This window comes from Micromonospora sp. CV4 (assembly GCF_003667455.1).
Taxonomy (GTDB): Bacteria; Actinomycetota; Actinomycetes; order Mycobacteriales; family Micromonosporaceae; genus Micromonospora.
Genome location: NZ_RCVI01000271.1, coordinates 1 through 22,305, shown reverse-complemented (window position 1 = coordinate 22,305; position 22,305 = coordinate 1). Strand labels below are relative to the sequence as shown.

General features: G+C 72.4%; 20 protein-coding genes. 5 read left to right on the top strand and 15 right to left on the bottom strand.

Features of this window, described 5'->3' with window-relative positions:
- A partial coding sequence (locus tag EAD98_RS16555) for a GNAT family N-acetyltransferase (protein WP_147457410.1) occupies positions 1-403 on the bottom strand: 403 nt, incomplete at its 3' end.
- Positions 404-475: 72 nt separating this feature from the next.
- Between EAD98_RS16555 and EAD98_RS16550 the strand changes: the two genes are divergently transcribed.
- A complete protein-coding gene (locus EAD98_RS16550; protein ID WP_121654965.1) occupies positions 476-988 on the top strand; it encodes a potassium channel family protein in 513 nt (170 codons plus the stop codon).
- Here EAD98_RS16550 and EAD98_RS16545 read toward each other — a convergent pair.
- Together EAD98_RS16545 and EAD98_RS16540 are read right to left on the bottom strand one after the other, a co-directional pair.
- Positions 915-2,486, bottom strand: a complete 1,572-nt coding sequence (locus tag EAD98_RS16545; protein WP_121654964.1) for an alpha/beta hydrolase — start codon at positions 2,484-2,486, stop codon at positions 915-917. The two genes, EAD98_RS16550 and EAD98_RS16545, sit on opposite strands and share 74 nt — an antisense overlap.
- A gap of 58 nt (positions 2,487-2,544) precedes the next feature.
- Positions 2,545-3,660, bottom strand: coding sequence for an ATP-dependent DNA ligase (locus EAD98_RS16540; RefSeq protein ID WP_121654961.1), 1,116 nt, complete (start codon positions 3,658-3,660; stop codon positions 2,545-2,547).
- 135 nt (positions 3,661-3,795) lie between these two features.
- On the opposite strand from EAD98_RS16540, the gene EAD98_RS16535 reads away from it, so the two are divergent.
- Entirely contained in the window at positions 3,796-4,008 is a 213-nt protein-coding gene (locus EAD98_RS16535; RefSeq protein WP_121654960.1) for a hypothetical protein, read from the top strand.
- 127 nt (positions 4,009-4,135) lie between these two features.
- Positions 4,136-4,558, top strand: coding sequence for an SRPBCC family protein (locus EAD98_RS16530; RefSeq protein ID WP_121654959.1), 423 nt, complete (start codon positions 4,136-4,138; stop codon positions 4,556-4,558).
- Here EAD98_RS16530 and EAD98_RS16525 read toward each other — a convergent pair.
- A complete protein-coding gene (locus EAD98_RS16525; RefSeq protein ID WP_121654958.1) occupies positions 4,533-5,030 on the bottom strand; it encodes an N-acetyltransferase in 498 nt (165 codons plus the stop codon). The two genes, EAD98_RS16530 and EAD98_RS16525, sit on opposite strands and share 26 nt — an antisense overlap.
- Positions 5,031-5,125: 95 nt before the next feature.
- Here EAD98_RS16525 and EAD98_RS16520 point away from each other — a divergent pair, with 95 nt between their 5' ends.
- Positions 5,126-5,629: a DUF1990 family protein gene (locus EAD98_RS16520; protein WP_121654962.1), complete on the top strand. Its 504-nt coding sequence runs from the start codon at positions 5,126-5,128 to the stop codon at positions 5,627-5,629.
- Positions 5,630-5,639: 10 nt separating this feature from the next.
- On the opposite strand, the gene EAD98_RS16515 is transcribed toward EAD98_RS16520, so the two are convergent.
- Positions 5,640-6,560, bottom strand: coding sequence for a DNA-3-methyladenine glycosylase (locus tag EAD98_RS16515; protein ID WP_121654963.1), 921 nt, complete (start codon positions 6,558-6,560; stop codon positions 5,640-5,642).
- A 430-nt stretch (positions 6,561-6,990) separates the two neighbouring features.
- On the opposite strand from EAD98_RS16515, the gene EAD98_RS16510 reads away from it, so the two are divergent.
- Positions 6,991-8,904 (top strand): stealth family protein, encoded by a 1,914-nt coding sequence (locus tag EAD98_RS16510; protein ID WP_121654957.1) that lies wholly within the window; start codon positions 6,991-6,993, stop codon positions 8,902-8,904.
- Positions 8,905-8,926: 22 nt separating this feature from the next.
- On the opposite strand, the gene EAD98_RS16505 is transcribed toward EAD98_RS16510, so the two are convergent.
- From EAD98_RS16505 to EAD98_RS16460, 10 genes are all read right to left on the bottom strand, one after another.
- Positions 8,927-11,764, bottom strand: a complete 2,838-nt coding sequence (locus EAD98_RS16505; RefSeq protein ID WP_121654956.1) for a stealth conserved region 3 domain-containing protein — start codon at positions 11,762-11,764, stop codon at positions 8,927-8,929.
- Entirely contained in the window at positions 11,761-12,747 is a 987-nt protein-coding gene (locus EAD98_RS16500; protein WP_147457409.1) for a hypothetical protein, read from the bottom strand. The genes EAD98_RS16505 and EAD98_RS16500 overlap by 4 nt, the downstream gene beginning before the upstream one ends.
- Positions 12,744-14,552 (bottom strand): stealth family protein, encoded by a 1,809-nt coding sequence (locus EAD98_RS16495; protein ID WP_121654954.1) that lies wholly within the window; start codon positions 14,550-14,552, stop codon positions 12,744-12,746. Before EAD98_RS16495 ends, EAD98_RS16500 begins: the two co-directional genes overlap by 4 nt.
- 346 nt (positions 14,553-14,898) lie before the next feature.
- A complete protein-coding gene (locus tag EAD98_RS16490) occupies positions 14,899-16,962 on the bottom strand; it encodes a DUF6541 family protein (protein ID WP_147457408.1) in 2,064 nt (687 codons plus the stop codon).
- A 210-nt stretch (positions 16,963-17,172) separates the two neighbouring features.
- A complete protein-coding gene (locus EAD98_RS16485) occupies positions 17,173-17,823 on the bottom strand; it encodes a hypothetical protein (RefSeq protein ID WP_121654952.1) in 651 nt (216 codons plus the stop codon).
- A gap of 205 nt (positions 17,824-18,028) precedes the next feature.
- Positions 18,029-18,814 (bottom strand): anti-sigma factor, encoded by a 786-nt coding sequence (locus EAD98_RS16480; RefSeq protein WP_121654951.1) that lies wholly within the window; start codon positions 18,812-18,814, stop codon positions 18,029-18,031.
- Entirely contained in the window at positions 18,811-19,503 is a 693-nt protein-coding gene (locus EAD98_RS16475) for a sigma-70 family RNA polymerase sigma factor (RefSeq protein ID WP_121654950.1), read from the bottom strand. The genes EAD98_RS16480 and EAD98_RS16475 overlap by 4 nt, the downstream gene beginning before the upstream one ends.
- 126 nt (positions 19,504-19,629) lie before the next feature.
- A complete protein-coding gene (locus EAD98_RS16470; protein ID WP_121654949.1) occupies positions 19,630-20,487 on the bottom strand; it encodes a spermidine synthase in 858 nt (285 codons plus the stop codon).
- A gap of 18 nt (positions 20,488-20,505) precedes the next feature.
- Positions 20,506-21,465 carry a hypothetical protein gene (locus tag EAD98_RS16465; protein ID WP_121654948.1) on the bottom strand — a complete coding sequence of 320 codons (960 nt, stop codon included), beginning with the start codon at positions 21,463-21,465 and terminating at the stop codon, positions 20,506-20,508.
- Between the two features lie 55 nt (positions 21,466-21,520).
- Positions 21,521-22,305 (bottom strand): SbcC/MukB-like Walker B domain-containing protein (locus EAD98_RS16460; RefSeq protein WP_147457407.1); only part of this gene is annotated, 785 nt, incomplete at its 5' end.

Below are 22,305 nucleotides of genomic sequence, written 5' to 3'. Positions count from 1 at the left end.
GGTAGAAGCGGTGCGCGTCCTCGCGGCTCTTGTCCGTGGTGAGCTGCACCAGGGCACAGCCGCGCTGCCGGGCCTGGTCGACGGCCCAGGTCATCAGGTGGCGGCCCAGACCTTGGCCGCGCCGGTCGGAGCGGACCCGGACCGACTCGATCAGGGAGCGCTCGGCGCCGTGCCGGCCGAGCCCCGGGATGTAGGTGATCTGAAGGCACCCGACCAGCTCGCCGCCCTGCTCGGCGACGATCAGCTGGTTGCGCGGGTCGGCGCTGATGTCGGTGAACGCCCGCTCGTACGCCTCGTCGACCGTGGTGAAGTCGCGGGCCTTGCCCAGGACGTCGTCGGCGAGCAGGGCGATGACGGCCGGCAGGTCGGCTCGGACCGCCTCGCGGTAGATCACATCGGTCATGCCGTGAGCCTGACACAACGACATCGGCGGATGGGTCGGTGCCGCTTGCCGATGCGGGGCAGCATGGGCGGCATGGAAGCCCTGCTGCTGCCCTTCCGCTGGATCTACCGGGCGTTGGTCTGGTTCGCGAACTCGCCGCGCACCCTGATCACGTCGTACCTGCTGATGATCGTGGTGGCCGGGGTGATCTATGGCGAGGTCGAGCAGCGCAGCCCCGCGGACGCCGTCTGGTGGGCGGTGGTGACCGCGTCCACCGTCGGGTACGGCGACATCTCGCCGACCAGTTGGGCGGGCCGCACGCTCGCCGCGCTGCTCATCTCGACCATGGTCCTGCTGGTCATCCCGCTGATCACCGCGCACTTCGCCAGCCGGCTCATCGTCGACGACGACGCCTTCGAGCACGAGGAGCAGGAGCAGCTCAAGGCCGACGTACGCCGGATGCGGGCGCTGCTGGAGGAGTTGGCCGCCCGGCAGGGCATCGAGCTGCCGCCGCTGCCGCCGACCCGGACGGTCACCGGGCCGGGCAGCGCAGCCCCTCCCTGGGAACGGTCAGGTCGATCAGGTAGGCGTCGACCGCGGCGGTGATGCAGGAGGTCTGCGGGTAGGCGGTGTGCCCCTCACCCTCCCAGGTGAGCACTCGGCCGACGCCGAGCATCGAGGCGAGCCGACCGGTCTGCTCATAGGGCGTCGCCGGGTCACCGGTGGTGCCGACCACCACGACCGGCGGCGACCCGGCCGCCTGGCCGGTCGGGTACGGGTCACGCTTGCCCGGCCACTCGACGCAGCTCAGCATGCCGACCGCGAGCGCCGGCCCGAACAGCGGATACTTCGTGCGCCACTGCGACTGCAACTGGCGGATCTGCTCCCGGCTCGGCTTCTCCGTCTCGTCCGCGCAATTGATGGCGAGGTTGGCGTCGAACAGGTTCGAGTAGTGCCCGTCGGCCTCCCGGCCGGCGTACGCGTCGGCGAGCCGGAACACGTCCTTCGGGTCGCCCTCGGCCAGCCGGTCGATCGCCCGCGCCAGCTCCTGCCAGCCGGACTCGGTGTAGAGCGAGGAGATGACCGCGTAGAAGACCCAGCCGGCGGTGGCCTCCCGCCCGTCGTCGCCGCGTACCGGGGAGACCCGGGCCTTGCCGATCGCCGAGGTGACCGCGGCTCGCGCGTCCGGGGCGATCGGGCAGCGGTCGGCGTTGGCGGCGCACCAGCGGGTGAAGTTGCCGAAGGCCCGCTCGAAGCCGCGGGCCTGACTCTCCGACCCCGCCACGAGCCGCTGCCGCGGGTCGACCGCGCCGTCGAGGACCAGAGCCCGCACCCGCTGCGGGTAGAGCTGGGCGTAGATCGCGCCGAGCAGCGTGCCGTAGGAGTAGCCCAGGTAGGTGAGTTTGTCGTCGCCGACGGCGGCGCGGACCGCGTCCATGTCCCGGGCGGCCTGCTCGCTGCCGTAGAGCGGCAACTGGTCGCCGTACCGGTCGCCGCAGCCGCGCCCGATCCGCTGGCTCAGCCCCACGAAACCGTCGAACGCGGCCTGGCTGGTCGGATCGGGGTCGTAGCCGAAGCTCGCGTCCAGGTTGGCGTCGGAGATGCACTTGACCGGGCTGGAGCGGCTCACCCCGCGCGGGTCGAAGCCGACGATGTCGAAGCGTTCGGTGATCGAGGCGGGCAGGCCGCCGAACTGGGTGCCGAAGGAGAGGTATACGGCCGTGTCGACGCCGGAGCCGCCGGGGCCACCCGGGTTGACCACGAGCGAACCGACCCGGTCCCGTTGTTTGGTGGACCGGGCCCGCAGCAGAGCGATCTCGAAGGTCTGCCCCGCGCCCGGGCCGGCGGTCGCCCCGCCGCCGGTGCCCCAGTCGCGCGGCACCGCGATCCGGGCGCACTCGTAGCGCATGTCCGGGGCGCCCCGCCCGACCAGCTCGTCGGCGACCTCCGGGCAGGCCCGCCAGGCCGCCGCGCCACCGGCCGGCGCCGCCTCACCCTCCACCTCGGTACGGGGCGCGAAGGCCGGCAGGGTGCAGCCGGCGGTGAGCAGCGCGGCCACGGCGAAGGCGGCGAGACGACGACGGACCCGGCGACTGGTCGCCATCCGAGGTTGGTCGACGGTGCGGGTCACGTGGTCCTCCGGGGTCGAGTCGACGGCCAGGCTACGCCGGGCCGGCGGCGGCCCGGTCCACGGTGGTCGCCGGGTCGCCGCGCAGCACCTGGTCCACGTCGAAGCGGATCGGGCGGTCCAGCTGGTCGTACCGGCAGGAACGGGGGTCGCGGTCCGGTCGCCACCGGACGAACTGTGCGGTGTGCCGGAACCGGTCACCCTCCATCGCGTCGTAGCCCACCTCGACCACCAGCTCCGGGCGCAGCGGCTCCCACTCCAGGTTCTTGGTGCCAGTCCACCTGCTCACCCCGCCCGGGATGCGCTGCCCGCGCTCGTGGTCGCCGTGCACCCACGGGTGCTCGCCACCGATGTCCCGGTAGGGCGCCAGCTCGTCGAGCAGCTCGGCCCGCCGGGCCATGCTGAACGACGCGCTCACCCCCACGTGGTGCAGCACCCCCGCGTCGTCGTAGAGGCCGAGCAACAGCGAGCCGACCACCGGACCGGACTTGTGCCAGCGGAAGCCGGCCACCACCGCGTCCGCGGTGCGGGCGTGCTTGACCTTGACCATCAGCCGCTTGCCCGGCTCGTACGGCAGGTCCGCCGGCTTGACGATCAACCCGTCCAGCCCGGCGCCCTCGAAGACGTCGAACCAGCGGCGCGCGGTTTCCGGATCGGTGGTGACCTGGGTGACGTGCACCGGCGGACGAACCCTGGCCAGTGCCTCGACCAGCCGTTCCCGGCGACGCGGATAGGGCTGGTCGAGCAGCGCCTCGTCGCCGATGGCCAGCAGGTCGAAGGCGACGAAGTCGGCCGGAGTGGTCTCGGCCAGCAGCTTCACCCGGGACGCGGCCGGGTGGATGCGCTGGGCCAGCAGCTCGAAATCCAGCCGGGGCTGGCCGCCCGGGCCGTCCCGCCGGATCACGATCAGCTCACCGTCGACCGCACACCGCTCGGGCAACTGCCGGAGGGCCTGCTCGACCACCTCCGGGAAGTAGCGGGTCATCGACTTGCCGCCCCGGCTGGCCAGCTCGACCTCGTCGCCGTCGCGGAACACGATGCACCGGAACCCGTCCCACTTGGGCTCGTACGTCATCCCGGGCGCGGTGGGCAGCTTGGGAACGCTCTTGGCCAGCATCGGCTCGACCGGGGGGTTGATCGGCAGGTCCACGGCGACCAGTCAATCAGACGCTGCCGACAGTCGTGAGGCAGATCACCGTGGGCGGCGGGGTGGCGTGTCCGCCTCCGCGCCGCTCGTCCTGTCCGGGCGAATCAGATAACCGCAGGTCAGAGCTAGTTTCGCGAGGTGTCCGAGTGGGTCTGTGACTGCTGCGGGCGGTGGCGGGTGAGCGTCGAGCTGATCCGGGGCCGCTACCGGTACCGACTGATTCGCCGTTACCCGGAGCGGTTCGGCGGTGGCAAGAACGTGCTCGGCGAGGCCGGATCGGTGTCCGAATTGGCCGAGCTGCTGCGCCGCTGTACGCCGCTCAGCCTGGCCGACCTGCACGAAGCCGCCTGACTCCCGGCGGCCGGACCGCAACGGGCCCTCCAACGGGCCGGCCGGCGGATGCCGGCGTCACGATCCACCGGGCAGTCTCGTCCCAAGGCGCGGCGGCGCCGGGCGGCGGCGCCGGGGAGGAGACGCGATGCGGTTCGAAGCCGGCACGGAGATCGCCACCGACCCCCAGGGGGTCTGGGCGGTGCTGGTCGACGTGCAGCGGTGGCCCGAGTGGACGGCTTCGGTACGCCAGGTCCAGCGGGGGGAGCCGGGACCGCTCACCGTCGGCGCGACCGCCCGCTTGGAGCAGCCGAAGCTGCGGCCGGCGGTCTGGCGGGTCACCGAGCTGACCGAGAACCAGGCCTTCACCTGGGTCTCCGACACGCCGGGGGTGCGCACCCGCGCGGAGCACCGGGTGCTGCCGCTGCCCGGTGGGCCCACCCGGGTCGAGCTGGCCATCATCCAGTCCGGGCCGCTCGCCGGGCCGGTCGGCTGGTTGTACGGCGGTCTGCTGCGCCGCTACCTGCGGCTGGAGGCCGACGGGCTCAGGCGTCGGTGCGAACAGGGCTGACCGACGCCGGTTTCTCCAGCACCGCCAGCCGGATGCCGTTCGGGTCCGGCCGGTGCGCCACGATCCGATAGCCGTGCCGCTGGTACAGCCGCAGGTTGCGGGCGCTGTCCGCGCCGGTGAACAGGGTGAACCGCTGCGCCCGGCCGGCGCAGGCCGCCTCGATCGCGGTGAGCAGTCGTCCGCCGACACCCAGGCCCTGCTGGTCCGGGGCGACCGAGAGCCGCCCGACGTGCGCGGTGTCGCCGTCCAGGTGGGCCCGCACCGAGCCGACCAGCCGGTGCCCCACCCGGGCGGCCAGGACGGCGGTGGGGCCGGCCAGCACCGCCGCGACCTCGTCCAGCGTCTCGGTCAACGGCGGCAGGAACGGATCGGAGTAGTGCTGCGCCTCGGTCAGGTAGGCGGCGCGCTGCACGGTGAGGATCTCGCCGGCGTCCGCGACGCCGGCCGGGACGATGCTCGCCTCGACGCTCATCGGGGCAGCACACCACAGCCGCCGTCGGCCTCCACCGGCGGCCCGGACGTGCCGGCCGTACCCTGACCGTGTCCGGACGAGGACGAGGGGGAGTGGTGGCCGAGCTGACGTACCCGGAGGTCGGAGGCACCCGGCAGGGGACGCTGCCCGGTGGGTACCACCACCTGCGCCACCGGTTCGCGCTGCCGGCGGGCTGCTTCGAGGTCGCGGCCGAGGCGGTGCTGAGCTGGCGGCTGCACCGGGCCGCCGGGGTCCGGATGCGCACCGACGCGCCGCGGGCCACCCAGGGCGTGCTGGTGAGAGCGGGCCTGGGCCTCGGGCCGGTCCGCGTCTGGGGACCCTGCCGGGTGATCTGGAGCGAGGACACGCCGCGGCTCGCCGGCTTCGGCTACGGCACCCTGCCCGGGCATCCGGAGCGGGGTGAGGAGGCGTTCGTGGTCGGCCGCGACGACACCGGCGCGGTCTGGTTCGAGGTACGCGCGTTCAGTCGCCCGGACCGCTGGTTCACGCGCGCCGGCGGCCCCGGCGTCCGGGCCGTGCAGCACGCGTACGCCTGGTGGCTGGGCCGGACCCTGCGCCGGCTCTGCGCCGGCCGCTGAGCGGCGTCGGTCAGAAGCGGGCGAACGAGCGGATCGGCGCGCGGGGGCCGAACTTCGGCGCCTGGATGCCGGCGGCCTCCAGCAGCAGACAGACCCGGCCCCGGTGACCCCGGAACGGCTCCAGCAGGGCCAGCATCCGGGCGTCGTCCCCCCGTGGCTCGCCGGCGAGCGCCCAGGCCACCGTGTTGGGTATGTGGTAGTCGCCGACGCTTACCGCGTCCGCGTCGCCGTAGGCGGTCCGGACCACCTCGGCGGCGGTCCACGGCCCGATACCGGCGACGGCGGTCAGCCGGCGGGTGGCCTCGATCGCGTCGGCGCAGCGCTCCAACCGGTCGGCGACCGCGGCGACCCGGCGCAGCGTGTCGGCCCGGCGCTGCTCCACGCCGAACGGGTGGAACACCCAGTACGGGGTGGCGGCCACCGCGGCGGCCTCGGGCGGCAGCAGCAGCGGTTGCAGCGGGCCGGGCGCCGGTTCGCGGAAGTGCCGCACGGTCGCCGAGTACGCCCGGTACGCCTCCTTGCCGGTGACCTTCTGCTCGAAGACCGCGCGCAGCAGGCGGGGAAAGACCTGCCCGGTGGCGGGCATCCGCAGCCCGCGGTGCTCCCGGGCCAGCCGGGCGACCAGCGGGTGCGTCGCGGCCAGCTCGGCGAAGCCGGTCAGGTCGTCGCGGAGCCCGGCGATCGAGTCGGCCCGGGCCAGCACGTGCTCGGCGCCCGGCCCGTAGCCCTCGGCGACGAGTTCGCCGCCGGCCGGCCGCAGGGCCAGCGTGGCCGGCCCGTCCGGAGTGCGGGTGGCCCACCAGAAGGTGCCGGCGGCGACGCGGGCGCACGGGTCGTACGGGCTGAAGGTGAGCGCGCGGACCGACGCGGCCAGGCGGTAGCCGGCCGGCGGGTGCAGCACCCGGGTCGCGGCGGGCTCCATTGCGGTCACCAGGCCACTCTGCCAGGCGCGGAGGCGGCGCCGGAAGCCGGTATACCGGTGCGCGGCCGGATCCGGCAGCAGCGTGAAGACACCTTCGGTCCACCGTTGCGCCGCATTGGTGCCCACCGAACGGACAGAATTAAACGGGCTAAATAGTGCAAGACTGTTATATGTGACGATTGTCGGTAGGCGAGATATCGATCGTGTGGTTGTTTGATGACCAGTAGGTGAAGGTGCTGCTTCGGGCTCACCTGCGGCGGCCACACCCGTTCGGAACGGGCAGGCCAGAGCCCGGGGCTGGGTGGTAGTCGGGGATCCGCAGCGGTCGCAGCGTGCGCCTCAACCCTGCCCGGCTCGTCGCGCAGCGTCACGGGGGAGCTGTGGAGAGGCATGCGGTGATGGCTGCGCGAGTGGATGTCCGTTCAGAACGGCCTGCCGCATGATCGCCCTACGGATCTACCGCGCGTTGCCGCAGCCTCTCCGGCGTCGACTGGTCAACCTGCTTCCCGAGCACCGGCGGCTGGGGGTCGTACGCACCCTCTCCGGGCCACGCGGGGGCGGCACCGTCCACGCGCTGGGTGCTCGGGTGACGGTGCCCGACGGTGGCGTCCGTACCCGCGCCGAGGTGGTCGCCGCGGCCACGCCGTTGGAGCTGTGGCACCACAACCTGCGGGCCGTCACGAGCGCCCTGGAGTCGGCCGGGATCGACTACCACTGCCTGCGCAACGACGACTACCTCCGCAGCTCCGTCGCGGTTCTCGACGAGCACCGTGCCGCCGTCGGTCGGCTGGTGCGCTCGGCGCCCGCGCTGGAGGGCGCGCACGTCCGGGTCGTCGAGGTGCTGCCCGGTCGGGACCAGCCGGAGGCGGCGCCGGCCGAGGTCTTCCAGATCTGGTTCCCGGTGACCGACGCCCGGGCGGGTGTGGTCCTCGGCGCGCAGTTCGCCTGCGAGATCGAGTTCTGGACGCGACACCAGGACGTGGTCCGCGCGCCCCGGCACAACGCCGTGATCGACGAGGCGCCCGCCGAGGCGGAGCCGGTCCGGGTCGCCGCCGCGCTGCTCAGCCACTTCGTGCCCGAGGCCGACGACCACACGTACCGCACCCGACGTGATCTCACCGTTCGTGCACCGGACCGGGTGGGCTTTCCGATCGACGCCGTCTACACCTGGGTGGACGGTTCGGACCCGGAGTGGTTGCAGCGGAAGATGGCCGCACTCGGCACCCCCGACGGCCCGCTGCACGCGATCGCGGCGAACACGTCGCGCTACCACAACCGGGACGAGCTGCGGTATTCGATGCGCTCGCTGCACAGTTTCGCACCGTGGCTACGCCGGATCTTCCTGATCACCGACAGTCAGTTGCCCAGCTGGCTCGACCCGAGCCACCCGATGGTCACCGTCGTGTCGCACGCCGAACTCTTCGCCGACCTCGGCGGTCGGTCGTCGTTCAACTCCCACGCCATCGAGTCCCGGTTGCACCGCATCGACGGCTTGGCAGAGCACTTCCTCTACCTCAACGACGACGTCTTCCTGGGCCGGCCCCTGCTGCCGACGCACTTCTTCCACGCCAACGGGATCGCGAAGTTCTTCCTGTCACCGGCGCAGTTCGGGCTGGGCGAGGCGAAGCCGAGCGACCCGCCGGTGAAGGCCGCCGGCAAGAACAACCGCCGGCACATCCAGCGGCAGTTCGGTGTCACGATCACGCAGAAGATGAAGCACACGCCGTTCGCGCTCCGGCGCAGCATCATGCGGCAGATCGAGGTCACCCTGCAGGCGGACGTGACGGCCACCGCGCAGCACCGCTTCCGCCACCACGGCGACCTCTCGATCCCGTCGTCGCTGCACCAGTACTGGGCGTACCTGACCGCGCAGGCGGTGCCCGGCGACATCGAGTACGAGTACGCCGACCTCGGCCACCCCTCGACGCCCGCCCGCCTCACCGAGTTGCTCGCTCGTCGGCACCGTGACGTCTTCTGCCTCAACGACACCGACTCGGACCCGAACGCGTTCCAGGAACAGGAGAGCATGCTGGCCGACTTCCTGCCGCGCTACCTGCCGTTCCCGGCCCCGTTCGAGCTGCCCGACGACGTGATCGCCGAACGCCGAAAGCTCGGGGCCACCGAGCTGTGGCGACAGGCTCGCGGTGTGGAGCGGCGCGGCAGGCAGTTGGACGCGCCGACGACCCCCGCACTCAAGGTCGGCCGGCATGCGGACGCGCCCGTGGTGCACAAGCCCCGGGTCGGCCCCCGGCTGGACGCGCCCACCCTGCCCTCGGGCCGCATCGCAGCCGGCCGGACTGCCGACCACCAGGCGGAGGAACACCGCCCGGGACCGGATCTTCCGCCGCGCTAGGGGCCGACGCCGAGGCCGCCGTTCAGCGGGCCCGGTTGCGGATGCTGCCCCGCTCGAACTGACTGGCCACGGGGAAGTAGCTCTCGAGGAAGGTCATGACGATCCGGGTCTGCTCCTCGGCGTCGAGATGGCCGTGGTGCGTGTCGTTGAGGCAGAACGAGTCGTAGCCCCGGGTGGTCATGATCTGGGTCAGCTGCGGGTGCTCCGACGGCTCGCCGGTGTTGACGTAGCTCATCCGGATGCTGCCCGGCACGGACCGCCCGGTGAGGTAGCCGACGTAGTGGTGCAGCGAGGACGCGACCGAGATGTCGGAGTGAGCCCGGAGCTGGGACGCGGCGGTGAGCTTCACGTCGTCCGCGAACTGCCGATCCAGCTCGTTGGCGACGCTGCGGCTCATCGCGTAGGGCGCGTGCAACAGGCCATGGGTCAGCGTACGGCCGAACGCGTTCCGGATCAGCTGGCGGTTGTTCTTGGCCGCGCTGAAGTTGAAGTCGTCCTCCGCCGTGACGTCGAGCATCGGAATCGGCGTCGGTGAGATGAAGAACTTCGACAGGCCGGTCGGATCGAAGAACAGCGTCGGCAGGACCGGGCGGCCCAGGAAGAAGTCGTCGTTGAAGTAGATGAAGTGCTCGGCGAGGCCGTCGATGTGGTGCAGCTGCGACTCGATGGCGTGTGAGTTGAACGTCGGCAGGGTGCCGCGTCCACCGAACAGCTCGCGGTGGTCCACGACGGCGACCCGGGGGTGATCGGTGTCGAGCCACGTCGGGGTCTGCCCCGCCGTCACCACGTAGATGTTGCGGACCCACGGCGCGTACATGTCGATGGAGCGCAGCGAGTAGCGCAGCTCGTCGCGATCCCGGAACCGGGCCGACCCGTCCGCCGCTGCGAGCGGCTCCCGGCCCAGCTCCGCGAGGACCCGGTCCTTCGCCGCTCGCCACTGCGGATCGTCCCCGTCCACCCACGTGTAGACGACGTCGATGGGGAAGTCCACATCGGACAGAAGTCGGTGGGTGAAGGGCTCGATGGTGGGATGCTGCCGACCCCGTACGGTCAGGGTGGCCGGTGTCATGGCCGCCACCGGGACGGTTTGGCCGAGCAGTGTGCTGCGGGTGGCGACCAGCGCCTCGCCATCCTTCGACGGGGTCCAGAACTCGACGTCACAGCCGAGCGCGGGGCCGTACCGGAGGGTCCGCGACGACGACACCACCGGTCGGAACAGCCGCAGGCCGACGGCCTCGGCGGCGCGGCTCTCGGTGGTCAGGCACGCGGCGGGGGTCACGGCCGTGACCTTGGCGCCGGTGGTGAGGGTCTCGGCGTAGAAGGGTGCGGCGGAGAACTCTTCCGCGAGGGCAGCGAGCGTCGCGTCGCGATGCTCCAGGGCGACCACCACGCGGTGTCGGACACCGTGGTCGCGCGCCACCCAGTAGGGGATGCCCTGCCTCCACAGGAGGTCGGTCACCGCTGTGAAGTTCGCGTGGGCGGCGTCGGCGGGCGTCATGTCGTCCCGGACGACGCTGAGGCGGCCGCCGGAGCGGACCAGCCCCGCGACGGTCTGCTGGATGCGCTCCTCGACGGCCGTCACGTCCAGCCCGCTCGTGACCTGGGCGGGACGGGGTGCGGCGGGAGCGAAGCCGGATCCGCCGGTGCGCCCGATCCACGCCGCGAGCCGGTCGGACCGGGTCTGTTCGCCCGCGGCACGCGCCGCGATCAGGTCCGCGAAGAGCTGCTCCCAACGGTGCATGATCGGGTCGATGCGGTAGTTCTCGGCGGCACGCAGGGCGCCGGCGCCGAAGTCCTGCCGCAACCGCTCGTCCGCGATGAGCCTCATCATCGCGTCGGCCAGACCGTCGATGTCGCCCGAGCTGACCAGGAAACCATTCGCGCCGTGGGTGATGATCTCGGCCGGGCCGGTCTGGATGTCGTACGCCACCGCGGGCACGCCGGCCGCGAACGCCTCCAGCAGCACCAGCGGGAGCGCCTCACCGTCGCGCGAGGAGAGCAGCGCGACGCTGGTCTTCGACCACTCCTCGACCATCCGGTTGGTGGGCCCGAGCACCTGCACGTTGTCGCTCAGACCGAGGTCGGCGGCGAGGCTGCGCATCTCACCGAGCAGCGGGCCGTCGCCGAAGATCCGCAGCGTCCAGTCCGGGTACGTGTCGGCAACCGTTCGGAAGGCGCGGATGGCGTGGTCGATGCGCTTCTCCGGCACCATCCGACCCGCCACGCTCACCACCGGGTTGCGGAGGGTGGACCGGGGACGGAACCCGTCGGGGATGCTGTTCGGGATGACCTCGATCCGCGGGCAGGACGAGGCGAAGGTGTCGATGAACCAGTCCCGGGTGCGGTCCGTCAGCACCACCAGCGCGTCCAGCCGCGGGGCGAACTGGAACAGCGGCTCGCCGGTCCCGCCCCGCAACTGCGACGGCCGGTGCTCCTGGTGCACCGTCACCACGGACGGCGGCGCCAGCGTGGTGGCCATCGCCATCAGCGCCGGCGAGGAGGAGACGAGCACGTCGGTGTCGAGCGACCGCAGTGCCCGGTCGATCTCCAGGTCGGCCAGGCGGCTGCCCTGCTTCTCCCACCGGGCCGGCATCAACCGGCTCGGGCTGCGGTACAGCGCCGCATACGCCTCGTCATCGACGTTCGTCGGCCGGGTCGGCCGCGGCGCCGGGCCGGTCAGGTCGACGAGGTACCGCATCCGTACCCGCTCGTCGGCCTGGAAGAAGCCCTCGTCGCTGGTGCGGTAGACGCTGATCACCTCGACCGTGTGGCGCCGCGAGAGGTGGTCGGCCTGGGTGAGGATGGCGCGCTCCGTGCCGCCCATCGCGTCAGCGGTCAGCAGGAGAAATGTGATCTTCAACTCGGTATCCCCGTGAAACGTGTGAAGCGGAGGCAGGCCACCGCCAAATTGCCGGCCGCCGTGTAGTACGGGCGGTAACCAACGAACTGTTCGCCGTCCAGCGGCAGGACGGCCCGGCTGACGCGCAGGACCGTGCGTGGGTCGGCGAGGTCGTGCAGGAACCGGCCGAGCCGGACCATGCGGGTCGCGGAGGTGCGCACCCACGCCTCCCAGATGACCTCCTCGCCCGGCCGGCCCGGCGCCAGGTCGGCGAGCGGTACGACGAACTCGAAGTCGTTTCCGACCGGCAGGATGGGCACCACCACGTCGGCGCCACCGCCCCGCGGCGTGAAGACCACCGCCGGAGCGTCCTGCGGCCGTACGCCGAGGAACCGGGCCCGGATCCGGGCCTCGGCGTGGCCGGTCGCGAGCTGGACCACCTCGGCCCGGGCGCGCGCGCCCGTGACGGTGAGCTGCGCGAGCCCGTTGCCGCTGCGCCCCGGCCGGTACAGCCATCCGGACACCGGGTGCGGCGGGTTGCCCACGGTCGGTCCGTCCCGCTCCGGGGTCTCGTCGAGAGTCAGGGAGAAGCGACGCTCACCTGCCGCGCCGGCGTCCACCGCGAGCCCCACCGACCAGGTGCCCTTGCCCAGCGCGATCTCGTCGGCGGAGGCACCGAGACGGGCCACCACCTCGACGGCGAGCCGACCGTCCTCCCGGCGGACCGTCGCCGGGCAGCGGAGCGTGTCGCCCTCGCGGACGAAGAAGATCTCGGCCCGCTCGGCCGGCTCGGTGTCGGCCGGCAGCACCGCGTGCACGTGCAGCGTGCGCCCGTCGAGCACGGCGAAGAAGTCGCAGTCGGCCGGTGGCAGCCCGGCGACCGGGTCGTGCCGCAGGCGGGTGACCCGCTCGACGAGCCGGTCGGTGACCAGGCCGGCGCGGCGGCGGGCACCGTACATCGCCTGCAGCAGACGGGGCTGCGCCAACGGTTTGGGCGCGTTCATCGGATCCACTCGGGCTCGTCGGTCCCCGTGTCGACCCGGCTCGGCGCGGAGGCCTGCTCGCCGGGGACAGCGGTGGTCTCCGGAAGGTACGCCGCCGCCCGCGCCGTCGCCGTCATCCTCGCCCGCTCCGCCTCGACCTCGGGCGGAAGCTCGAACGGCGCCCGGAACGGGAAGTACGCGGACAGGAAGTCCGTCAGCATGGCGAGCTGCTCGGACAGGAGGACCTCGCCCGAGTCGGTGTCGTTGAGGCAGAACACGTCACAGTGCCGCCGGGTCAGCAGGTTGGCCAGCTTCACCGGCGTGGACGGGTCGGCCAGATCGGCGTACGTGTAGCGGATCGACCCGGGCACCGCGTGGCCGGAGAAGAACGACCAGTAGTGCTGCAACGAGGACGGGATGGACAAATCCTTCGGGTGCCGGAACTGATGCCCCGCGGTGCCCACCACCTCGGCCGGCAGGTGCCGCTCGATGTCCTCCAGCACACTCTTGCGCAGCGGGTACGGGACGTGCCGCATCTTCTGCGTGATGGTGCGCCCGAACCGTTCCTCGATGTGCCGGCGATTGTTCTTGCCGGCCGCGGTCACCGGAGCGTCGTGGACGGTCGCCGGGCCGACGTCCAACTGGGCCGGCGACGGGAAGAACTTCGAGATGCCGTTGGCGTGGAAGAACGTGGTCGGCAGCAGCGGGCGCCCGAAGAACATGTCGTCGTTGACGTAGATGAAGTGCTCGCTGAGGCCCGGGATGAGGTGCAGCCGGGACTCGATGGCGTGCGAGTTGAACGTCGGCAGTTGGCCGGTGGCACCGAAGATCTCGCGGTGGCGCACCACCCGCACCATCGGGTGCTCGACGTCCAGCCACGGCGGGACCTGGTCGTCGGTCACCAGGTAGATCTGTCGGACCCACGGCGCGAACGACAGCACGGAGCGCAGCGAGTACCGCAGCTCGTCGCGGCTGGCGTAGCGGGAGTCGTGTGCGCCGACCAGATTGATCTCGGCCTGCCCGTGCTCGCGCAGGGCCGCGTTCTTCCGTGTCTGCCAGTCGCTGTCGTCGCCGTCGACCCAGGTGTAGACGACGTCGATCGGGAAGGTGACGTGCTCGTGGCCGAGGCCGGCGAACTCGGCCCGGGTGCGGTAGGTGGCCGGCCCGCCGGCCGGGGCGAAGCGGCTGAGCTGGGACGCCGGGACGTGGATCGTCTCGCCCGACTCCGGAACGGCCGTCGCGACCTGGTTTCCGCGCGGCGCGACGAGGTCCGTCCCGGGCTTCTCCGGCGGCGACACCGTACGCCAGAACTCGACCTCGCAGGCGAAGGCGCTGCCGAGAACGGTGTGACCGAAGGGGTCGGTGACCGCGTGGAAGACCTGTGCGATCGCGTCGTGGTGGTCGGCGTCGGCCTCGCGGCGGCCGGCGTCAATGAAACGCAGGGTGACCTCGTCGGTCGACGTGACCCGACCGAGCGCCTGGAGCACCGTCGCCCGGTGCGTGTGCGGCACGGCGATCGCGCTGCGCAGGTCGTCGGCGTGCCGGACGTGGAAGCCGTCGACCCCGGCCTCGTCGAGCGCCCGGGTCACCAGGTCGATGTTGCGCTGCCGGAGCGTCAGGGGCGTCGCCTCCTCGACGACCCGGGCCTGCACCCGGTGGCCGTCGACGTCGCGGACCTGACGAACCTCTCCGGGTGCGGTCCGGGAGCGACGGGCGGTGACCTGGGTCAGCCGGCGGACGAGCCAGAGCTGCCGCTGGGGAGGCACGAGCTGGATGAGCCGGTCCCGGTACGCCTTCGGCACCACACGGTGGGGGCGCAGATTCATCCTCGACCACCGTTCCGAAGCGTCCGCGCGCCATTCGCGATCCGGCGGCGCGGGCGGGCCGGGCCACTCCGTTCCGACCGCGGAAGGGCGACGATCACCCTGCTTCCCACGCCTTGCCCCCGTTTCCTGTCGTCGACCGGTGAGCGGTCGACGACGTCCCATCGCCGGTGCGGGCATGCCACACCGGCGGCCGGCTCACCACACCGGTCGCGCAGCGGAAAGGTACCAGTGTGATCTCCGCCCGAACACCCTCTCCTCACCTCGGGGTAACTGTCCGTTCGGACTACATCCGGCAAATGGTGCGATCCGCGCTTCACGCTGTTCCGTCGGTGCCGGTCGCGAACCGTCACTGGCCGGACGAGCAGGCCCGCCCCGCATCGGTGACCTGGTAGATCCGCACGTGGCCCTCCCGGTGAACCAGGGTCAGCCGGTCGCTGTCGTCGAGCCGCTCCTGCTCGTAGTTCGCCGGCCAACCCTTGTAGTCGCGGCCGCCCACCACCAGGTACTCGATGGCGAACCGGCGTACCGTGCAGCCCTGGTCCTTCGGTGCCTTCTTGTTGTTGACCAGCCAACTGAACGCCCGCCACCGGTCCGTGTAGTTCTCCCGGCCCACCTTCTCCAGGGGCGGGATGCCGAACAGGGTGGGCGTGCCGTAGTCGGCGTAGGACCAGCTCATGAACTGCCGGTGCCGGTCGTACGCGACCACCTTGCCCGGCGGAATGTGCTCGGCCAGCCACTCGAAGGCCCGGGGGTACTCCTGCCCGACCGGCGCCCGCTGCACCATCGCCTTCCGCAGCGGACGCCAGGTGTCCGGCACCAGGGCGAGCGACGCCAAACTCAGCACCACGAGCGAGGCCGCGACGGCGGCGGGGGCGGCGGATCCGCGCAGCGCCCCGGCGCGGGCGACGAGCCGCACGAGCAGCCACTGGATTCCCAACCCGATGACCATCGCGCCGGCTACGGTGAGGATCCCGTAGACCGGGAAGATCATCGCACGGGGTCGTTCGCTGTCGCCGTACCAGAGGCTGGCCAGGGCCCGCGCGGCCGACGAACCCGACGCGACGGTCCAGATCCCGACGAGCGTGAACAGCACGCCGGCCAGCAGCCACGGGCGGGCCCAGCGCACCTGCGGCAGCACCAGCGACAGGGGAGACGCGAGCAGACAGGCGATGGCGATCCAGAGGCCAACCTGAACGGCCGGCCCGTAGATCTGGTCTTTGGAGGTGTCCGGCAACGGGTAGGCCCACAGCACGTAGCGTTGCGGATCGGTGACCCAGTACTCGATCGCCTTGCCCCACTGGCCGAGCAGGTCGGGCGGTTCGGTGATCCGCTCACCACCGGCGCCCAGGATGACGCCGAGCAGGGGCACGATCGAGACGAGGCCCGCGACGGCGGCCGCCCCGATGCCCGCCGCGCTGCGGCGCCACGTCAACGCACCCCTCGCCACCAGGAGCACACCGAGCGCGAGAGCACCGACGAAGAGGACGTCGTACGAGTGCGTCATCACGATGCCGGCGCCCCCTAGACCGGCCAGCAGGCCGAGCCGTATCGGGTGCGGGCCGCGCAGGGCGAGTGCGAGCAGCAGGGCGACCCCACCGGCGAGGCAGGGAGCGGTCTGCTCGTTGACCCGGCCGGTGATCAGCGAGGTCCACATCGGGCCCAGGAAGATCGGAGCGGTGGCGGCGGCGGCCGCGATCACCGGTCCCCCGCGGAGGATCCGGACGGCGGCGTAGATGCCGGCGACCAGGGCGAGCGGCCCGATGACGATCGCCCACGCGGTCATCGTCGTGCTCATCAACCCGCCGGACAGGTGGGTCGCCTGCGCCCAGGCGACGTTCTCCGCCAGCGGATAGAACTCGCACGAGGTGACCGTGTCGGTCGAACCCGAACTGCACGCCGAGGAGATGTCGACACTGTTGGTGTCGAGAATGCGTCTCGCCATGTAGCCGTGGTTCATCGCGTCCCAGCCGGGAGTGGCGACGAGTCGCCCCACCATCGCCCAGCCGTACGCCACGCTCAGCACCGACGGCACGGCGATGGCGATCAGGTCGGCGCGGCGCGGCAGGACGGGCCGCACCCGGAAGCGCGACGCCAGCGAGCGGCGTTGGTCGCCGTCCGTGTCGTCGGCGCCGCTCTCGGCGGTCGGCCGCTGGTTGTCGGCCGTGCGCCGGGACAGCAGCCGGGAGAGCGCGACCGCGGCGCCGGCCACGAGCAGCTCCACGACGAGCGTCGCCAGGGCGCTGTCCGGCAGCCCGAGCGTGGGCAGCCAGGCCATCGCCAGCGCGATCAGGCCGAGGGTCAGGGCGGGAGCGGCAGCCCAGGCGGCCCAGCGGTAGCGGCCGGGCGGAAGGGCGAAGCCGAGCAGCGCCCCAGGCACGACGGCCACGAGAAGGGCGATGAGTGTGGTCAAGATCTGTTCCCTCTCCCTGGTCGCCGCAGAGCCGCAGCGGCCGGAAGAGTACCGGAACAAAGGACGGTGGGTTGTACCCGTCCGGTGCCGAGCGGCGGCGTCGTTGTCGCCGCGGGTGACGCCGCGGATCCGGACGTTGTTCAGCAACGACGGTGGCCGGCCGCGCCCTCCCCGGCTGCGACCGACCACCGCGCCCTGTGGCGCCCGGACTCAGTACGAGTAGCCGGAGCTGCCGGCGTCGTCCGACCCGCTGTCCGCCGGCGGTGCGACCGCCTTCGGCGTCGACGTGGGCAGGCAGCTGAGGTTCTTCTTGCCGTCCGGCTGGACCACGAACCAGGTGCCGCCCACGGCCTGGCCCTTCCACTGGCCGGGCTTCTTGTCGCCGATGTAGCGGTACACCGGCCAGCCGCCGACGGTGAGCTGGCGGGTGCCGTCCTGCCGGGTCACGCTGCCGACCTTGTCGTCCGAGACGCCGGTGAGCTGCGCGTCGCCGTCGGTCAGCGCCGGAGGCCACACCTGCGCGCACTTGTCCACGCAGTTCGACGCGGGCGGGTCGGCGGTGTCCTTGTCGAAGCGGTACAGGATCCAGCCGTCCTGATCGGTGACCACCTTGCCCATCCGGGCGACCTTCTTGCCGATCAACTGCGCGGTCAGTTCGACGTCCGCGGGCGGCGGCGCGTCGGCGGCGGCAGCCTCCGCGGACGCCGAGGCCTCGGGTTCAGCCGCCGCGGTGGGCTCGGCCGCGGCGACGGCGACCGGCTCGGCCGCGCTCGAGTTCGCCCCGTCGTAACCCGCGGGAGCGCAGGCCGTTAGTGCGACCATCGCGCTCGCGACGATGACGGTCCGCTTCATCTGTGCCACGTGCCCTCCTCATTCTTGGCAGTTCACCCATAGGTACGGCAGGAGGACTGTCAAGGTTGAAGGAGTAACAGTGGTCAATTTCACGTGAATTGATTGAACCGACCCGGGCACCCGTGCGTGTGCCCGTACGCGGACCGGTGCCGACGCAACGACATATCGGCGCCGGCCATTGTCATAATGGCCGACGCCGATGCGGTACGCGAACCTACATGGGCACCGTGACCAGCGGGCTGGCCACCCCGTTGCCGTTCACCGACTGCACCTGGATCTGCTTGATGTCGTCGATCGGTGCCGACGTCGAAGCGCTCAACTCGAGGCCCTGCGGGCGGGCGTTGGTGCCGTAGCCGCCGGGCGGCACCGACCAGCTCGAGATGACCTCCGTGGTCGAATTCTTGCGTTGCACCACCAGCCGGCAGACGAGCGGGCCGGGCAACCGCTGGAGGCTGAAGTTGACCCGTGTGCCGTAATCCTTGGTGACCAGGAACATCGTCGTCTGCACACCCGTGGTCGGGTCGGTGGCGTCGACCTGGTCGCCCTCCACCTCCTCGTTGCCGCCGACCCCCGGGCCGGAAGGCGGCCCGGTCGGCGCGCTCGTCGGCGGCTCGTTCCCCGGTGCGTTCAGCGTCGGCTCGGCGAGCACCCCCGGCGGTTCGTTGTCGGTCACGCTGACGAAGCCGATCCCGGTCAGGCCACCGAAGACCACCACCGCCGCGGCGGTCGCGAGCAACTGGCGGAACCGGGTGCGCCGCCGGTCGGCGCGGACCGCCACCAGCGTCCGGTCCAGCAACGCCGGGTCGGTCGCGGTCTGCTCCAGCGCCATCATCGTCTCGCCGTCGATGTCGGACAGGAGCCCGACCACCGGCACCATCGTCTCCAACTCGGCCGCGCAGGCCCAGCAGGTGGCGAGATGCTCCTCGAACCGCTCGGTGTCCTGCTCGTCGAGGACGCCCAGCGCGTACGCGGCGACGTCCATGTGGTCTGGCCGGCTCATTCTGTCACCCCCCGCTCCTGCAGAGCCGTGCGAAGCGCGCGCAGCGCGTAGTAGACCCGCGACTTGGCGGTGCCGAGTGGAAGGCCCAACTCCTCGGCGGCCTCCGGCACCGTCCGCCCCCGGAAGTACGTCGAGATCAGGATCTCGCGGTGCGACTGACTCAGCGTACGCAGGGCGTCCGCCACGGTCATGGTGCGCAACACCCGGTCGGTGCTGTCCGCCTCGGCGAACGCGGTCAGGTCCCGGTCGTACGTCTCCGGAGGCCGGGCCTGCTCACTGCGGTGCTCATCGATGGCGATCCGGCGGGCCACGGTCACCAGCCACGGCCGCAACGAACCCTGCCCCTGCGTACCGAGGCGGTGCGCGTTGCGCCAGGCCCGCAGCAGCGTCTCCTGGACGATGTCCTCCGCGCGCTGCCGGTCCCCCCCGGTGAGCCGCATGACGAACATCAGCAACGGGCCGGCGTGCTCGGCGTAGAGCAGCCGGATCAACTGGTCGGAATGGCTCGCCTCGGTTGACGTCGCCTGATGGCGCCCGGGCGCCGGTCGCGGCGTCACCGGACCATTCTGGCGAGAGGGCGGTCGTCCGTCGACCCCCCGGGCAGACGAGGTCGGCCGCGACGAGGACCGTGCGGACATCCAGTCCGCGCGAATCGCGTCGCCATGCCAACCGGCCGCCACCGCGTGCATGCAGACCTCCGGGTTGTCCGTTGACCAACGCCGCCCACCAGGTCGGCCGCCCGGTGGTACGCAGCGCCGCCCCGAGCGGATCAACAAACGGCGAAAAAAGTTCCGCGGCGCCGCTCGGCGGGCCGGTCAGCGGCGGACGGAGAACAGGCCCGGCGGCGGCGGGTCGGAGCCGGTGGCGTCGGCGTCCCGCACCACGGCCGAACCGCCGGCGAAGCGGTCCAACTCGTCGCCGGCCACCATCCGGCCGGGGAACCAGTCGCCGGCCGCCCGCCGGGCCAGCTCGGCCACCGGGGGCTCGGTCCGCCCGGCGACCAGGACGAGATTGCCGTACCGACGCCCGCGCAGCACCGCCGCGTCCCCCACCAGGCAGGCCCGGGGCAGCACCGAGCGGACCGTGGCGACCTGCCCACGGGCGTGCCGCAGCGGCGGGCCGTCGGCGAGGTTCGCCAGATACCAACCCGCGGGGCGGAGCACCCGGGCCACCTCGGTCGCGTACTCCACCGAGGTGAGATGCGCCGGGGTGCGCGCGCCGGCGAAGACGTCGGCCACCACCACGTCGAAGCTGGCGTCCCGGGTGGCGGCCAGCACGGCCCGGGCGTCCTCGACCCGGACCCGCAGTCGGGCATCCGCCGGCCACGGCAACGCACGGCGGACCAGCTCCACGAGCGCCCCGTCGACCTCGGACACCCGCTGCCTGGAGCCGGGCCGGGTGGCGGAGACGTACCTCGGCAGGGTCAACGCCCCGCCGCCGAGGTGCAGCACCCGCAGCGGCGCGCCGGCCGGCGCGATCAGATCGATCGCCGCAGCCAGCCGCCGGACGTACTCGAACTCCAGGTGGGTCGGATCGGTCAGGTCGACGTGCGACTGCGGGGCGCCGTCCAACAGCAACGTCCACGAGCCGGGCCGGTCCGGATCCGGGAGCAGCTCGGCCTGCCCGGTGTCCACCTGCTCGACCACCCGGTCACCAGCCCGTTTGCGTCCCATCCCGACCAGTATCCGCGGTCAGCGGCCCGCTCGGGCCGCGGCCGTCAGCGCGCGGTGCAACAACCGCGAGTCGCCGAGCAGGGCCCGCAGCCGGCGTTCCAGGCCGGCGATCGGGATCAGATTCTGCGGCGCCCGCGGATCCTTGTACGGGGTCGACGCGAACCGCGGCAGGGTGACCAGCGACAGGTCGGCCAGCTCGATCGCCGCCTCGACGGGCAGGTCCGCGGAGCACTCCACCCGGACGATCCCGGCCCACGGAGCGCCGACGGCCACCGGCAGCCGCAGATACCACGACCAGCCGCCCCACGCCGTGCCGAGCCGGAACACGGGCGAGCGTTCACCGGGCGCCAGGCCGGTCACCACGGCCGTCAGCCGGGCGTCCAGGTACTGGCTGTGCTGCGTCTTGATGTAACCGAGCGTGCGCGGCAACTGCCGCCGGCTGCGCAACGGGCCGTCCACCACCAGCAGGTCGCCGTCGACCCGGGCGGCGTCGGAGACCGCGACCTCCAGCGCCGTCAGCGGGCCCTGCACGGCGGCCGGCAGCTTGGCCAACTCGCCGGTGCCGCCCACCCGGTGCACCGGGTAGCGGATCGCCCCCGTCACCACGTCCTGCGCCGACGGACTCGCGGTGAACAGGCCCCGGCCGACCCGGGTGCCGGCCAACTGCGCCGCACCCCGGCCCAGGTCACAGCGGACCACCCCCGCGGCGTACGAGGCGGCCAGCCCGGGAAACGACCCACCGTCGGCCTCGGCCGTCCAGATGCTCGCGTCGATCCGGCGCACCCCGTCGACCAACAGCACCACGTCCGGCGCCCGCACACCCGGCCGAACCCCGATCGCCCGCCAGTCCACGGCCGGCAGCTCCACGTCCGCGTCGACCTGCGCGCTGCTCGGCGCGGCCGGCCCGGCAGCGGACGCCTCGAACGACGCCCCGTACGCCGGATCCCACGAGTCGACGAAGAACGCGGCGTCGCTCACGGTGCCCCTCTTTCGTTCGCGACTGCGGGGCTCCGCTGCGCTGCGCTCCTCGCGCTCACCGGCCGGTCCGTTGCACGCGCGCCGAGCGGGCATCCTTGCGCACCTCGAAACGGACCGGAATCCGTTCGGCCAGCGCCGACACGTGGGTGACCACGCCGACCATCCGGTCGCCCCGGGCGGCCAGGTTTTCCAGCGTCGCCGCAACCGTGTCCAGGGTGGCCGCGTCCAGCGTGCCGAAGCCCTCGTCCAGGACGATCGACTCCAGGCTCGCCGCGGTCGTCGACATCCCGGACAGCTGCTCGGAGAGCGCCAGCGCCAGCGCCAGCGACGCCTGGAAGGTCTCGCCGCCGGACAGCGTGCGCACACCCCGGCGCAGCCCCGCGTCGTGGTGGTCGACCACGAAGAACTCGCCCTTGTCGTGCACCAGCTCGTACTGCCCGCCGGAGAGCTCCCGCAGGATCCCCGACGCGCCGTCGACCAGCAGGTCCAACGCCTCGGCCAGCAGCCATCGTTCGAAGTTGTTGGCCCGCAGATGCCCGGCCAGCGCGCGGGCCACCTGAGCCTCCCGCTCGTGACCGGCGCGCTGCTCGCGTAGCGTCCCGGCCTGCTCGCGGCGCTCCCGCAGCCGACGCCGGTCGGCCTCAGCCCGCTCCACCGCCACGGTCGCGGCGTGCACCGGGTCGTCCGCGACCGGCACGTCAGCGTCGGCGAAGATGCCGGCGATGCTCCGCTGCACCGCGTCGGCCGCCGCCTCGGCCTCGGCGACCAGGGCGGCCCGGCCGGCCCGGTCGGCGCGGCGGCGGTCCGCCTCGGTGGCCGCCCAGCCGGTCAGCGCCGCCC